The sequence below is a fragment of the Inquilinus limosus genome, assembly GCF_002195995.1.
GTDB lineage: Bacteria > Pseudomonadota > Alphaproteobacteria > DSM-16000 > Inquilinaceae > Inquilinus > Inquilinus limosus_C.
Map to the genome: position 1 here is coordinate 1 of NZ_NHON01000130.1, position 12,604 is coordinate 12,604.

General features: G+C 71.2%; 14 protein-coding genes. 11 read left to right on the top strand and 3 right to left on the bottom strand.

All coding sequences use genetic code 11. From position 1 onward, the window contains the following. Window positions 1-5: 5 nt before the first annotated feature. A complete protein-coding gene (locus tag BWR60_RS33175) occupies window positions 6-950 on the bottom strand; it encodes an IS110 family transposase (RefSeq protein WP_088157127.1) in 945 nt (314 codons plus the stop codon). A 574-nt stretch (window positions 951-1,524) separates the two neighbouring features. On the opposite strand from BWR60_RS33175, the gene BWR60_RS33180 reads away from it, so the two are divergent. Continuing rightward, window positions 1,525-1,932: a GtrA family protein gene (locus BWR60_RS33180; protein ID WP_218823795.1), complete on the top strand. Its 408-nt coding sequence runs from the start codon at window positions 1,525-1,527 to the stop codon at window positions 1,930-1,932. On the opposite strand, the gene BWR60_RS33185 is transcribed toward BWR60_RS33180, so the two are convergent. Both BWR60_RS33185 and BWR60_RS36670 read right to left on the bottom strand, forming a co-directional pair. Next, window positions 1,929-2,933: a site-specific tyrosine recombinase XerD gene (locus BWR60_RS33185; RefSeq protein WP_230983260.1), complete on the bottom strand. Its 1,005-nt coding sequence runs from the start codon at window positions 2,931-2,933 to the stop codon at window positions 1,929-1,931. The genes BWR60_RS33180 and BWR60_RS33185 overlap by 4 nt on opposite strands. A gap of 4 nt (window positions 2,934-2,937) precedes the next feature. Beyond that, window positions 2,938-3,138: a hypothetical protein gene (locus tag BWR60_RS36670; protein WP_144445846.1), complete on the bottom strand. Its 201-nt coding sequence runs from the start codon at window positions 3,136-3,138 to the stop codon at window positions 2,938-2,940. Between the two features lie 161 nt (window positions 3,139-3,299). Between BWR60_RS36670 and BWR60_RS33190 the strand changes: the two genes are divergently transcribed. From BWR60_RS33190 to fabF, 10 genes are all read left to right on the top strand, one after another. After that, window positions 3,300-3,884, top strand: a complete 585-nt coding sequence (locus BWR60_RS33190) for a shikimate kinase (protein WP_088157129.1) — start codon at window positions 3,300-3,302, stop codon at window positions 3,882-3,884. 1 nt (window position 3,885) lies between these two features. Beyond that, window positions 3,886-4,992: a 3-dehydroquinate synthase gene (gene aroB, locus BWR60_RS33195; protein WP_088157131.1), complete on the top strand. Its 1,107-nt coding sequence runs from the start codon at window positions 3,886-3,888 to the stop codon at window positions 4,990-4,992. 21 nt (window positions 4,993-5,013) lie between these two features. After that, window positions 5,014-6,303: an HlyC/CorC family transporter gene (locus BWR60_RS33200; RefSeq protein ID WP_088157133.1), complete on the top strand. Its 1,290-nt coding sequence runs from the start codon at window positions 5,014-5,016 to the stop codon at window positions 6,301-6,303. Window positions 6,304-6,307: 4 nt separating this feature from the next. Then, window positions 6,308-6,862, top strand: a complete 555-nt coding sequence (locus tag BWR60_RS33205; protein ID WP_088157135.1) for a DUF2889 domain-containing protein — start codon at window positions 6,308-6,310, stop codon at window positions 6,860-6,862. An 86-nt stretch (window positions 6,863-6,948) separates the two neighbouring features. Then, entirely contained in the window at window positions 6,949-7,950 is a 1,002-nt protein-coding gene (locus tag BWR60_RS33210) for an alpha/beta fold hydrolase (protein ID WP_088157137.1), read from the top strand. 174 nt (window positions 7,951-8,124) lie between these two features. Further along, window positions 8,125-8,349 (top strand): hypothetical protein, encoded by a 225-nt coding sequence (locus tag BWR60_RS33215; protein ID WP_088157139.1) that lies wholly within the window; start codon window positions 8,125-8,127, stop codon window positions 8,347-8,349. A 3-nt stretch (window positions 8,350-8,352) separates the two neighbouring features. Further along, a complete protein-coding gene (locus tag BWR60_RS33220) occupies window positions 8,353-9,885 on the top strand; it encodes a sodium:solute symporter family protein (RefSeq protein ID WP_088157141.1) in 1,533 nt (510 codons plus the stop codon). A 46-nt stretch (window positions 9,886-9,931) separates the two neighbouring features. Continuing rightward, window positions 9,932-10,579, top strand: coding sequence for a pyridoxamine 5'-phosphate oxidase family protein (locus tag BWR60_RS33225; RefSeq protein WP_179222053.1), 648 nt, complete (start codon window positions 9,932-9,934; stop codon window positions 10,577-10,579). Window positions 10,580-10,624: 45 nt separating this feature from the next. After that, on the top strand, window positions 10,625-11,176 hold the full coding sequence (locus BWR60_RS33230) for a winged helix-turn-helix transcriptional regulator (protein ID WP_088157145.1): 552 nt from the start codon (window positions 10,625-10,627) through the stop codon (window positions 11,174-11,176). A gap of 12 nt (window positions 11,177-11,188) precedes the next feature. Continuing rightward, window positions 11,189-12,457, top strand: a complete 1,269-nt coding sequence (gene fabF / locus BWR60_RS33235; protein WP_088157147.1) for a beta-ketoacyl-ACP synthase II — start codon at window positions 11,189-11,191, stop codon at window positions 12,455-12,457. The last annotated feature ends 147 nt before the right edge of the window (window positions 12,458-12,604 follow it).

A 12,604-nucleotide genomic window follows, 5' to 3' on the forward strand; every position in this document is an offset into this window, starting at 1 on the left:
CGTCATCAACTCAGTTGGGGTTGAGGTCTGAGTTTGGCGTTGGCGATGATGAGGAGCTTGCGCATGACGGCGACGATGGCGACGAGGGGTTTTTTGCCGTTGGCGAGGAGTTTGAGGAAGAAGGGCCTGAGAGTGGGGTGGTGATTTCTGGCGGCGAGGGCGGCCATGAAGAGAGCGCGTTTGAGCTCGGATCTGCCGCCTTTGGTGTGGCGATAGGCATCGGAGCGCCCGCTTTGTCGAGAGTGAGGGGCGAGGCCGGCGAGGGCTGCGGCCTGTCGCCGGTCGAGGGAGCCGAGTTCAGGCATGAGGGCGAGGAGATCGGCGGCGGTCTTGAAGCCGATGCCGGGGATGGAGGTGAGGATGTCAGCGTCGCGTTTGAGGGGTTGTGAGGCCTTCAGGATGGCGGCGATCCTGAGCTCGATGGCCTTGATCTGCCGGGCGATGCAGGCGAGGAGGTCATCGAGGTAGGCCCGGACGGGTTCGGCGGCGGGAGCTTGGCGGCGGTTGGAGAAGGCGGTGCGCTGGCGGACGAGGTCGTGCCGGGTGAGGACGAGGGCCTGGAGGGTGGCGCGATCGGGGTCGGGAGGCAGCCAGCGCGGGAGCTGGGGGTCGCGTTCCCTGGCATAGCGGGCGATGGCCTTGGCATCGAGGGCGTCGGTTTTGCCCAGCGTGCCGAAGGAGCGGATGAAGGCCTTGATCTTGCGGGCGTCGGCGCGGTGGGCCGGGACGTTGGCGGCGAGGAGAGCCTCGAGCAGGGCAGCTTCATAGCCGCCGGTGGCTTCGCAGACGACCAGGCAGGAGCTGTCCAGTCCGGCGGCGAAGCGGGCGAGGCTCTCGGGCTGGTTGGCGATGGTCCGGGTCCGTCCGGTGGCGTCGTCGAAGACGACGATGGCGGACTTGCCGACATCGCAGCCGATGAAGCGGGACGCCGGGTTGGAGACAGAGGTCATGGGAGGGTATCCTCCAGCAGCTTGTGATTGTCTGCGGGCGTTCGCCGGTTGGACGAAGAGGCCCCTTCAACTCATCAAGCGTTGCAAGGGAAGCGGAAAGACGACCCGGATGACGGCGGGCGTCGAGCCCCATTGCGAGACGGTCTGTCTTTCCGCGCTCTGGTCCGGGTGGCCACCCGGACCAGAGCATCCCACTCTCGCGGGATGATCCTTTCTACCCTCTATCCAACAGACAATTGCGAGCGCAGCGAAGCAATCCAGGGGCCGGTGCGCACCGGCCCCTGGATTGCTTCGNGTCTTTCCGCGCTCTGGTCCGGGTGGCCACCCGGACCAGAGCATCCCACTCTCGCGGGATGATCCTTTCTACCCTCTATCCAACAGACAATTGCGAGCGCAGCGAAGCAATCCAGGGGCCGGTGCGCACCGGCCCCTGGATTGCTTCGTCGGCTTCGCCTCCTCGCAATGACGGTAAGGGGGTTGGACGTTGTCAAAAGGTCCCCGAGCGCGAAAGGCCTCCATCTGCTTACGGCAATGCAATGTGACTCGGCCCCTGCGCCGTGCCAGGACTGGCCGCATGCTGGCTCTCCAGACCCCCGCGATGCCCCGCCAGTTCGCCCGCTATGCCGGCGTCGGCGCGGCCGCGACGGCGATGCACTACGCCCTGCTGGTCGGGCTGGTCGAATCGGGCGGCGCCGCGCCGCTGCCGGCGACGCTGGCGGGCTATGTCGCCGGCGGCCTGATCTCCTACGGGCTGAACCGGCGTCTGACCTTCACCGGCGGCCGGCCGCATCGCGAGGCGGGCTGGCGCTTCGCTGCGGTCGCCGCCTCCGGCTTCGCCTGGACGGCGCTGCTGATGGCGCTGCTGGTCGACCGGCTCGGCGTGCCTTACCTGCCAGCCCAGGCCGCGACCACGCTGGTCATGCTGGTCTGGGGCTTCCTGGCGAACCGGCTGTGGACCTTCGCCCGGCCGCAGGGGGCCTAGGAGCGCTTCAGCTTCGCCAGCGGATGGGCCGAGGCCACCAGGCTCTGCAGCCGGTCGCCCAGCACATGGGTGTAGATCTGGGTCGTGGCGATGTCGGCATGGCCCAGCATGGTCTGGACCGAGCGCAGGTCGGCGCCATGCGACAGCAGATGGGTGGCGAAGGCGTGGCGCAGCACATGCGGGCTGACCCGGCCGGGCTCGATCCCCGCCTCGACCGCCAAGTCCTTCAAGAGCTGGCCGAATCGCTGCCGGGTCAGGCAGCCGCCGCGGGCGGTGCGCGACGGGAACAGGAAGCCGCGGTCGCGGCCCTTGACGAAGAAGACGCCGCGATGCGGCAGGTACGCCGCGATGGCGTCGCGCGCGGGCTCCGACAGCGGCACCAGCCGTTCCTTGTCGCCCTTGCCGCGCACGATCAACGCCCTTCCGTCCCGCGCCAGGGCCGAGAGCGGCAGCCCGACCAGCTCGGACACGCGCAGGCCGCCGCCATAGAGGATCTCGAGCAGGGCCAGCAGGCGCAGCCCCTCGGCCAGCCGCTCCGGATCGGCGAACAGGCCCGAGACCGCGCCGATCATCTCCTCGACCTCGTCCTCGGACAGGAGCTTCGGCAGCGGCCGGCCCAGCGCCGGCGAGTCGAGCGCGCCGGACGGATCGTCCTGGCGCCGGCCCTCCGACACCAGGAAGCGGTAGAACTGCCGCATCGCCGACAGGCGCCGGGCCGCGGTGCGGGCGCCCGTGCGCCCGCCCTTCGCTCCCTCGCGCCGCGCCAGATCGCCGAGATAGGCGCGCAGATCGTCGGTGCCGGCGCGGTCGACGGCGCCGCCGCGGGCCTCGAGGAAGCGGTTCAGGTCGAGCAGGTCGCGGCCATAGGCCTCGCGGGTGTTGGCGGCCGCGCCGCGCTCCGCCACCAGCATGTCGAGGAAGGCTTCGACCGCGGGTGGGGGCAGGAGCCGCGGCGCCGGCGGCCGGCCGCGGCGGCGCTTCGGGGCGGCGGCCTCGGCCACTCTGCTACTTGAACGTGTCGTTCGGGATCGTCTTCTCGACCGTCTGGGTCGGCGGCCGGAAATCGATCACCGTCAGCGCGACGCCGCCGCCGACGATGACCAGCAGCACGGCGATCGCCAGCACCCGGCTGAGGCCGCCGCCCCCGCCGCCACCACCACCACCGGACCCTTGCGAAAAGCGGGACTTCGAACGACGACGAGCCAAGACGGACCCCTGACAGGTGTGAAACCAGGCCGATGCGCGGGCCAGGGCTGGAGAAAGCAGATGCGGCGGGCCCGGCGCAACCCTATCTTAGGCCGTCGGCAGGACGGCGGCAAACCGCCAGCCCTGCCAGCCACGCCCGAATCGGGCCCGGAAGAGGATCGATGATCACCACGCTGCACCGCCCCCTGCCCCGCACCCTCGTCCTGGTCGGCCTGATGGGCGCCGGCAAGACCGCGGTGGGCAAGCGCGTGGCCGCGCGGCTGGGGCTGGGCTTCGTCGACGCCGACCACGAGATCGAGACCGCGGCCGGCTGCACCATCCCGGACATCTTCGCGCGCTATGGCGAGCCCGCCTTCCGCGACCTGGAGCGGCGGGTGATCGCCCGGCTGATGCGCGACCCGGTGCAGGTGCTGTCGACCGGCGGCGGCGCCTTCATGGACCCGCAGACCCGGGATGTCATCGCCGAGCTCGGCCTGTCGGTCTGGCTGAAGGCGGATCTGGCGGTGCTGGCCGCCCGCACCGCCAAGCGCAGCAACCGGCCGCTGCTGCGGGGCGGCGACCCGAAGACGCTGCTGGCCGAGCTGATGGAGCGGCGGCACCCGATCTACGCCCTGGCCGACCTGACGGTGGAGAGCCGCGACGGGCCGGTCGAGGAGACGGTCGACCGCGTTCTGGCGGCGATCGACGCGCATCTGGCCGCGACCGCGGCCGCGGAAGAAACAGCGCCCGCGGGGCGAACGGATTGACATGACACGAGAGACCATCCGCGTCGGGCTGGGCCCGCGCAGCTACGACATCGTCATCGGCCCCGGCGCCCTGGCCGAGGCCGGCGCCCGCATCACCGCGCTGGGCCGCGGCAAGCGGGTGATCGTGGTCGCCGACGCCCGGGTGGCCGGGCTGCACGGCGCGGCGCTGGAGGCGTCGCTGGCCGCCGCCGGCATCACGGCCGAGACCCTGACCGTGCCGCCGGGCGAGGCCACCAAGTCGATGGCCGTCCTGGCCGACCTGCTGGACCGGATCCTGGCGCTGGGCGTGGAGCGGCGGACGCTGCTGGTGGCGCTCGGCGGCGGCGTGGTCGGCGACCTGGCCGGTTTCGCCGCGGCGACGGCGCTGCGCGGCCTCGACTTCGTGCAGATCCCGACGACCCTCCTGGCCCAGGTCGACAGCTCGGTCGGCGGCAAGACCGGGGTCAACAGCAAGCACGGCAAGAACCTGATCGGCGCCTTCCACCAGCCGCTGCTGGTGCTGGCCGACACCGCGCTGCTGGCCACCCTGCCGGCGCGGGAGCTGCGCGCCGGCTATGCCGAGGTGGCGAAATACGGCGCGCTGGGCGATGCCGATTTCTTCGCTTGGCTCGAGGAGCACGGCCCGACGCTGCTGGCCGGCGACGGCGACGCCATGATCAGGGCCGTCAAGCGCAGCTGCGAGATGAAGGCCGAGATCGTCGGCCAGGACGAGCGCGAGGCGGCGCAGCGTGCCTTGCTGAATCTCGGCCACACCTTCGGCCATGCGCTGGAGGCCGAGACCGGCTATGGCGACGCGCTGCTGCATGGCGAGGCGGTGGCGATCGGCATGGTCATGGCCTTCGACCTGTCCGTCCGCCTCGGCCTGTGCCCGGCGGCGGACCGCGACCGGCTGGCCCGGCACCTCGAGGCGGTGGGACTGCCGACCCGCCCGGCCCGCGACCGCGCCTGGTCGGTCGGCGCGCTGCTGCACCACATGACCCGCGACAAGAAGGTCAAGGACGGACGCATGACCTTCATCCTGGTGCGCGGCATCGGCCAGGCCTTCGTCACCAGCGAGGTGCCGGCCGAGCCGGTGGCCGCGGTGCTGGCCGACGCCATCGCCGCCTGATCCCCGCCCCCGCAGGCCGCCATGTCCGACGACCTCGTCCTCCTGCTCTATCTTGCCGGCATCGTCGCACTGCTCCTGGCCTCGGCCTTCTTCTCGGGGTCGGAGACGGCGCTGACCGCGGCCAGCCGGGCGCGGATGCACCAGCTGGAGAGGCACGGGCTACAGCGGGCCGGCATCGTCAACCGGCTGCGCGAGCAGAAGGAGCGGCTGATCGGCGCGCTGCTGCTGGGCAACACACTGGTCAACATCCTGGCCTCGTCGCTGGCGACCAGCCTGCTGGTGTCGGTGCTGGGCGCCCCGGCGGTGCCGGTGGCCACGGTGGTGATGACCGCGCTGATCCTGATCTTCAGCGAGGTGCTGCCCAAGACCTATGCCATCAACCACGCCGACCGCGCGGCGCTGGGCATCGCCCCGGCTGTCCAGGCGGTGGTGCGGCTGCTGGGCCCGGTGGTGCGGCTGGTGAACTGGCTGGTGCGCGGCGTGCTGCGGCTGTTCGGCGCCGATCCCAGCCGGGTCGGGCTGGCCGACTATGTCGACGAGCTGCGCGGGGCCATCGAGCTGCATCGCGGCAGCGAGGCCGAGGTGGCGCAGGAGCGGCAGATGCTGCGCTCGATCCTCGACCTCGGCGACGTCTACGTCTCCGAGATCATGACCCATCGCCGCAGCGTCGAGGCGATCGATGCCGAGCTGACGCCGCGCGAGGTGGTGTCGGCGATGCTGAACAGCCCGCACACCCGCATGCCGCTGTGCCAAGGCGGCCTGGAGAACATCGTCGGCGTGCTGCACGCCAAGGACGTGCTGCGGGCGCTGCAGGCCGCCGGCGGCGACCCGGACCGGCTGGACATCCGCCGCATCGCCACCCGGCCCTGGTTCATCCCGGACACCACCAGCCTGCTGGAGCAGCTGCACGCCTTCCGCACCCGGCGCGAGCATTTCGCCATCGTCGTCGACGAATACGGCGACCTGAAGGGCGTGGTGACGCTGGAGGACATCCTGGAGGAGATCGTCGGCGACATCGTCGACGAGCACGATCTGCCGGTGGCCGGCGTCCGCCCGCAATCCAATGGCACCTTCCTGGTCGACGGCACGGTGACCATCCGTGACCTGAACCGCCGCTTCGAATGGCGGCTGCCGGACGACGAGGCCTCGACCATCGCCGGGCTGGTGCTGCACGAGGCGCGGCACCTGCCGGAGGTCGGCCAGGCCTTCACCTTCCACGGCTTCCGCTTCGAGATCCTGCGGCGCCAGCGCAACCAGATCACTGCCGTGCGGGTCACGCCGCCGGCGGAAGTCGAGCCCGAGGAAGGCTGACCCGATGCCCCTCTCCGCCCCCGCCGCGCGCGAGCCGATCCACACCCGCCGGGTGACCTGCGAAGGCTTCCGCCGCGCCGACGGGCTGTGGGACATCGAAGGCCATCTGGTCGACACCAAGGCCTATGAGTTCCGCAACGCGTTCCGCGGCGCCATCACGCCGGGCACGCCGATCCACCAGATGCGGATCCGGCTGACGGTCGATGACGGCCTGGCCATCGTCGCGGTCGAGGCGGAGACCGAGCACGGCCCCTACGCCCTGTGCCCGGAGATCGCGCCGGCCTTCCAGGCGCTGGTGGGCTTGAGCATCGGCCCCGGCTTCACCCGCGCGGTGAAGGAGCGGGTGGGCGGTGCCAGGGGCTGCACCCATCTGGTCGAGCTCTTGGGCCCAATGGCGACGACGGCGTTCCAGACCGTGTTCCCGATCCTGTCGCGCGAGCGCGCCGGGGAGGCCGATCCAGCGAAGCGGCCGGTGCTGCTGGACAGCTGCCACGTTTTCGCCGCGGACGGCGACCATGCTCGCCGCCACTGGCCGGCCTTCTACACCGGGCCGCGCTGACCCGGGCGCGACGATCCGCGCGGTGCCATGCGCGGCGGTCCGACGTTAACCCGGCAGCACCGATCCCGGCCGCCCCGAGGAGAGAGATGATCCGACGCCTGACCCTGGCCGCCGCCCTGCTCGCCACCCTCGCCGCCGCCCCGACCGCGGTCGCCGACCCGATGCTGGCGGATTTCGACTACCCGTTCCCGGTGCAGCATTTCGACTTCAAGTCCCAGGGCCAGGACCTGTCGATGGCCTATATGGACGTGCAGCCGGACAAGCCGAACGGCCGCACCGTGGTGCTGCTGCACGGCAAGAACTTCTGCGGCGCCACCTGGGACGGGGTGATGCGGCCGCTGCTGCAGGCGGGGTACCGAGTCGTCGCGCCGGACCAGATCGGCTTCTGCAAATCGACCAAGCCGCAGGCCTACCAGTTCGGGCTGCACCAGCTGGCCGCCAACACCAAGGCGCTGCTGGACAGCCTGGGCATCCAGCGCCCGGTGGTGATGGGCCATTCGATGGGCGGCATGCTGGCGATGCGCTATGCCCTGGCCTTCCCCGACGCGCTGTCCGGCCTGGTGCTGGTGAACCCGATCGGGCTGGAGGACTGGAAGGCCGCGGGCGTGCCGCAGCAGACCGTCGACCAATGGTTCGAGGGCGAGCTGAAGACCAGTGCCGACAGCATCAAGGCCTATCAGCAGGCCACCTACTACGCCGGCGAATGGAAGCCGGACTACGACCGCTGGGTGCAGATGCTGGCCGGCATGTACCAGGGCGACGGCGGCCGGCAGGTGGCCTGGGACCAGGCGCTGACCTCGGACATGGTGTTCAACCAGCCGGTGGTCTACGAGCTGGAGCGCATCCGCGCCCCGACCGCACTGATGATCGGCGAGCGCGACACCACCGCGATCGGCAAGGCGCTGGCCCCGCCGGAGGTGGCGCAGCGCCTGGGCAACTATGCCGAGCTGGGCCGCGCCGCCGCCCAGCGCATCCCCGGCGCCAACCTGATCCGCTTCCCCGGCGAAGGCCACGCGCCGCAGATCCAGTCGCCCGACCAGTTCAACAAGGCGCTGCTGGGCGCGCTGGGCCGCTTCCCGCCGCCCTGAGCGGACGGAGCCGGTCGCTCCCGACCGGCGGCGGCCCCTGCGATCGGGCAACCATCCCAAGCCTTTGCGGGAAGATTGCCCTGGCGGCCCCCGACGGTGACGGCGACGCTGACAGGCCCAGGCCGGCGGTCCGCAGGCAGCGGCAGGCTCGGCCGTCCCGAACGGGAGCGTCGGATGTCCCCGCGGCTGCCCATCATCATCTATCTCTGGTTCGCGCTCGACCTCCTGCTCGCGCTCTTTCCCCCGCTGCACTGGGCGGCCGGAGGCAACGCCACCGTGCTCGGCGCGCCCGCAATCCTGGTCTACCTGTTCGGCACCAGCGTCTTCATCGCCGCGAGCGTGGTGGCCGCCTATTTCAGCGACCCCGCGATCCGCGCCACCGACCCGGATGGGCGGTGAGCCATGGGCATCGTCATCACCTTCGGCGTCCTGGCCGCCTTCTTCGCCGCGGTGGTCCTGATCCTGCAGCGGTCCTATGTGGCGGACCGGAACTTCAGCGACTTCACCGTCGCCGGCCGCTCCTTCGGCGGCTTCTACCAGGCGATGGCCTTCCTCAACACCTATCTTCCCGGCACGGTCTTCATCAGCTCCGTCGGCTTCGTCGCCGGCTCGGGGGCGGTCGGCATCGGCATCCTGTCGATCATGCTGGCCCCGCTGGTGATGTATCTGATGGCCGACCGCGTCTGGGTCTGGGGAGCGGCCTACGACCTCAGGACCCAGCCCGATCTGATGGCCCTGCGGTTCGATTCCCGCGCGATCCGGATCATCGCCGCCCTGATCGGCGTCGCCGGCCTGTTCCCCTGGATGGTGCTGGGCATGCAGTCGCTCGGGGCCGTGTTCCACGCCCTGTCGCTCGGCCATCTCGACTTCACCACCTCGGTCGTGCTCGGCGTCGCCGTCATGACGGTGCGCCAGGCCTGGACCATTCGCATGGGCATGCGCGGCATCGTCATCTCGGACCTGTTCCAGGGCATCGTCGCCTACGGCGTCGGCAGCGTCCTCGTCATCGCCGTCATCGCCTGGCTCCATGCCGGGGGCGCCAGCCTCGCCGCGGTGCCGCCCGGGCGCCTGGCGCTGCCCGGCCCCGGGACGCCGATGCCGCTCCTGTTCTTCTCGCTGACCCTGCTGCCGCTGCTGTGCAGCCTCTGCTGGCCGGACCTCTTCGTCCGCCTCTACACGGGCTCGGGCATCCGCAGCGTCAAGCGCTCCTCCGCCTATTGCGCGCCGATCGCCCTGGTGTTCATGTCCGGCCTCTATTTCATGGCGATGCTGGCGTTGGGCCGGCCGGATGTGGCCGCGGCACCGGACGAAGCGTGGTTCACGCTGACCCTCGCGGCCGGAGGCCCCTGGCTGCTGGCGCTGGCGGGCACCGTGGTGTTCGCCGCGTCCATGGGCAACATCGATGCGACGGTGCAATCGAGCGGCGCCCAGATCGCCAACGACGTGCTCGCCGCCCTGCGCCGAGACGGCCGGCCGATGAGCCAGCGGGCGCTCATCGTCGCCTCGCAGATCGCGATGGCGGCCATCACCTTCGGCGCGGCGTTCATCGCCTGCCTGCCGCTGCCGAGCCTGTTCACCGTCGCCCTGTTCGCCTTCCAGCTCATGGTGCAGATCTCGGTGCCGCTCTATTTCGGCATCTTCACCAGGTTCGGCAATCGCGAGGGCGCCATCGCATCGATGCTCTCGGGCATCGCCGTCGCGGGCACGCTGCAGGTGCTGTGGCCGGTCGGGGTTCCCTGGGCCTATGGGCTGACCGCCGGCACCGTCGCGCTGGTCCTCAATGTCACGGTGTATGTCGCGGCCGGGCTTCTGCTGCCGAAGACGGCGGGCGAGCGCGCCCGGCTCGACGCCCTGTTCGCGACCGCGGCGGATGCCGGGAACGCGATCCGCCGCGACCGGGCGCCCGGCCGCCCCTCGCCATCGGCGACGGCATGAGGAGACGCCGGCCGCGATTGTCGGACGCAGCCCCAGGAGACAACCGATGAGTGACCTCTACGGCCCGAGCCATCGCCGCCTCCAGGACCAGCACGGCACGCGCCGCCTCGCCGACCGGCTGGCGGAGCTGGCCTATACCGATGTCCCGCCGACCGAGCGCGCCTTCATTGAGGGTGCATCGATGTTCTTCCTGGCGACCGTCGACCAGCTCGGCCGGCCCACCGTCTCCTACAAGGGCGGGCCGCGCGGCTTCGTCCGGGTCCTCGACGACGGCAGCCTCGCCTTCCCGACCTATGACGGCAACGGCATGTTCCTGTCCCTCGGGAACATCCAGGCCGATCCGCGGATCGGCATGCTGTTCATCGATTTCGAGCGGCCGCGGCGGCTGCGCGTCCAGGGCGTGGCGACGATGCGGGACGAGGATCCGCTCCTGGCATCCTATCCCGGCGCGCGATCCATCGTCCGGGTCGTGCCGGAGCGGCTGTTCCTGAATTGCGGGCGCTACATCCACCGCTCGAACGGCACCGTCCCGTCGCCCCATCTTCCCGACCAGCACGGCCGCCAGCCCTTCCCGAACTGGAAGCGGGTCGACGTCTTCGAGGGCGCCCTGTCGCCGGGCGATGCCGAGCAGGTGGCCAGGCTCGGGTCCTTCACCGCCGACGACTATCCGGGCGAGGACGACGGACAGCCCTGATCCCACCTCGTGAGGCGCGCCGGAACGGCGCATGTTACTTGCAACATGCAAGCTGCTGCGGTAGTAACCGGCGCCATGCAGCGCACCAGCTTCGCCGCCATGGACTGCCCGATCGCCCGCTCCCTCGACGCGCTGGGGGAGTGGTGGAGCCTGCTGATCCTGCGCGACGCCTTCATCGGCCTGACCCGCTTCGACGAGTTCCAGCAGAGCCTGGGCATCGCCCCGAACATGCTGGCCCGGCGGCTGAAGCGGCTGGTCGAGGCCGGCCTGTTGGAGCGCCATGCCTATTCGCAGCGGCCGCTGCGCCATGAGTACCGGCTGACCGCCGCCGGCCGGGAGGTGTTCCCGGTGCTGGCGGCGCTGGGCGCCTGGGGCAGCCGGCACGCCACCGGCGGCAAGGTGCTGGTGCAGGTCGCCGGCCGCGCCGACGGCCAGCCGATGGAGCCGGTTCTGATCGACCGGCGCAGCGGCACGCCGATCACCCCGGAGACGGCGGCGTTCCGCCCGGGCCCCGACGCCCGGCCCGCCTATCGGGAACGGGTCGCCCTGCTGCTGGAGCGTCGGAACGGCCGCAACGCGGACTCTGTTCCGGTATGAGGAGAGCCTGAGATGCGTCGCATCGTCGTCACCGGAATGGGCGCCGTGTCGCCCCTCGCCAACGGCGTCGAGGCCAGCTGGCGCCGGCTGCTGGACGGCCGGTCCGGCCTGCGCCGCCTGCCGGAGGAGATGGTGGCCGACCTGGCCGCCAAGGTCGGCGGCGTGGTGCCATCGATCGCCGAAGATCCGGAGGCCGGCTTCGACCCCGACGTGGCGGTGCCGCCGAAGGACCAGAAGAAGATGGACCGCTTCATCCAGTTCGCCATGGCGGCGGCGGAGGAGGCGGTGGCCCAGTCCGGCTGGCGGCCGGCCGACGACCGGGCGCGGCAGCGCACCGCCACCGTGATCGCCTCGGGCGTCGGCGGCTTCCCCTCGATCGTCGAGGCGGTGCGGACCACCGACCAGAAGGGCGTGCGCCGGCTGTCGCCCTTCACCGTGCCGGCCTTCCTGGTCAACCTGGCCGCCGGCCAGGTCTCGATCCGCCACGGCTTCAAGGGCCCGATGGGCGCGCCGGTGACCGCGTGCGCCGCCGGGGTGCAGGGCATCGGCGACGCCGCCCGGATGATCCGCGCCGGCGAGGTCGACGTGGCGCTGTGCGGCGGCACCGAGGCCTGCATCGACCGCGTCAGCCTGGGCGGCTTCGCCGCCGCCCGCGCCCTGTCGACCGGCTTCACCGAGACGCCGGAGCGCGCCTCCCGCCCCTTCGACCAGGCCCGCGACGGTTTCGTCATGGGCGAGGGCGCCGGGCTGATGGTGATCGAGGCGCTGGACCACGCCCTGGCCCGCGGCGCCCGGCCGATCGCAGAGCTGATCGGCTACGGCACCACCGCCGACGCATATCACATGACCGCCGGGCCGGAGGATGGCGACGGCGCCCGCCGGGCGATGGAGATCGCTCTGGCGCAAGGCGGGATCGAGCCCGGCGACGTGCAGCACCTGAACGCCCACGCTACCTCGACCCCGGTCGGCGACAAGGGCGAGATGGCGGCGATCAGGACCCTGTTCGGCACCGGCGGGACGGTGGCCGTGAGCGCCACCAAATCGGCCACCGGCCACCTGCTGGGCGCGGCCGGCGGGCTGGAGGCGATCTTCACCGTGCTGGCGCTGCGCGACCAGGTGATGCCGCCGACGCTGAACCTGGAGAATCCGGACCCGGACGCGGAGGGCATCGACCTGGTGGCGCTGCAGGCGCGGCCCGGCCGGATCGAGCACGCCCTGTCGAACGGCTTCGGCTTCGGCGGCGTCAACGCCAGCGTGCTGTTCCGGCGCTGGCAGGGGTAGCGGACTGACACACCACCGCTCCGGCTGACGCGAGCTCTTCACGGCACCATCCCCTCGCCGTTATTGCGAGGAGGCGCAGCCGACGAAGCAATCCATCGGCCCGCAAGAGCGGCTGCATGGATTGCTTCGCTGCGCTCGCAATGACGG

Excerpts from the sequence above, each read along its gene's own strand:
- BWR60_RS33225 (WP_179222053.1), top strand. The coding sequence starts at position 9,932 with ATGAGTGACCTCTACGGCCCGAGCCATCGCCGCCTCCAGGACCAGCAC.
- BWR60_RS33190 (WP_088157129.1), top strand. The coding sequence starts at position 3,300 with ATGATCACCACGCTGCACCGCCCCCTGCCCCGCACCCTCGTCCTGGTC.
- BWR60_RS33220 (WP_088157141.1), top strand. The coding sequence starts at position 8,353 with ATGGGCATCGTCATCACCTTCGGCGTCCTGGCCGCCTTCTTCGCCGCG.
- BWR60_RS33205 (WP_088157135.1), top strand. The coding sequence starts at position 6,308 with ATGCCCCTCTCCGCCCCCGCCGCGCGCGAGCCGATCCACACCCGCCGG.
- BWR60_RS33180 (WP_218823795.1), top strand. The coding sequence starts at position 1,525 with ATGCTGGCTCTCCAGACCCCCGCGATGCCCCGCCAGTTCGCCCGCTAT.
- BWR60_RS33200 (WP_088157133.1), top strand. The coding sequence starts at position 5,014 with ATGTCCGACGACCTCGTCCTCCTGCTCTATCTTGCCGGCATCGTCGCA.
- BWR60_RS33210 (WP_088157137.1), top strand. The coding sequence starts at position 6,949 with ATGATCCGACGCCTGACCCTGGCCGCCGCCCTGCTCGCCACCCTCGCC.
- BWR60_RS33230 (WP_088157145.1), top strand. The coding sequence starts at position 10,625 with ATGCAAGCTGCTGCGGTAGTAACCGGCGCCATGCAGCGCACCAGCTTC.
- BWR60_RS33215 (WP_088157139.1), top strand. The coding sequence starts at position 8,125 with ATGTCCCCGCGGCTGCCCATCATCATCTATCTCTGGTTCGCGCTCGAC.
- aroB (WP_088157131.1), top strand. The coding sequence starts at position 3,886 with ATGACACGAGAGACCATCCGCGTCGGGCTGGGCCCGCGCAGCTACGAC.
- fabF (WP_088157147.1), top strand. The coding sequence starts at position 11,189 with ATGCGTCGCATCGTCGTCACCGGAATGGGCGCCGTGTCGCCCCTCGCC.
- BWR60_RS33175 (WP_088157127.1), bottom strand. The coding sequence starts at position 950 with ATGACCTCTGTCTCCAACCCGGCGTCCCGCTTCATCGGCTGCGATGTC.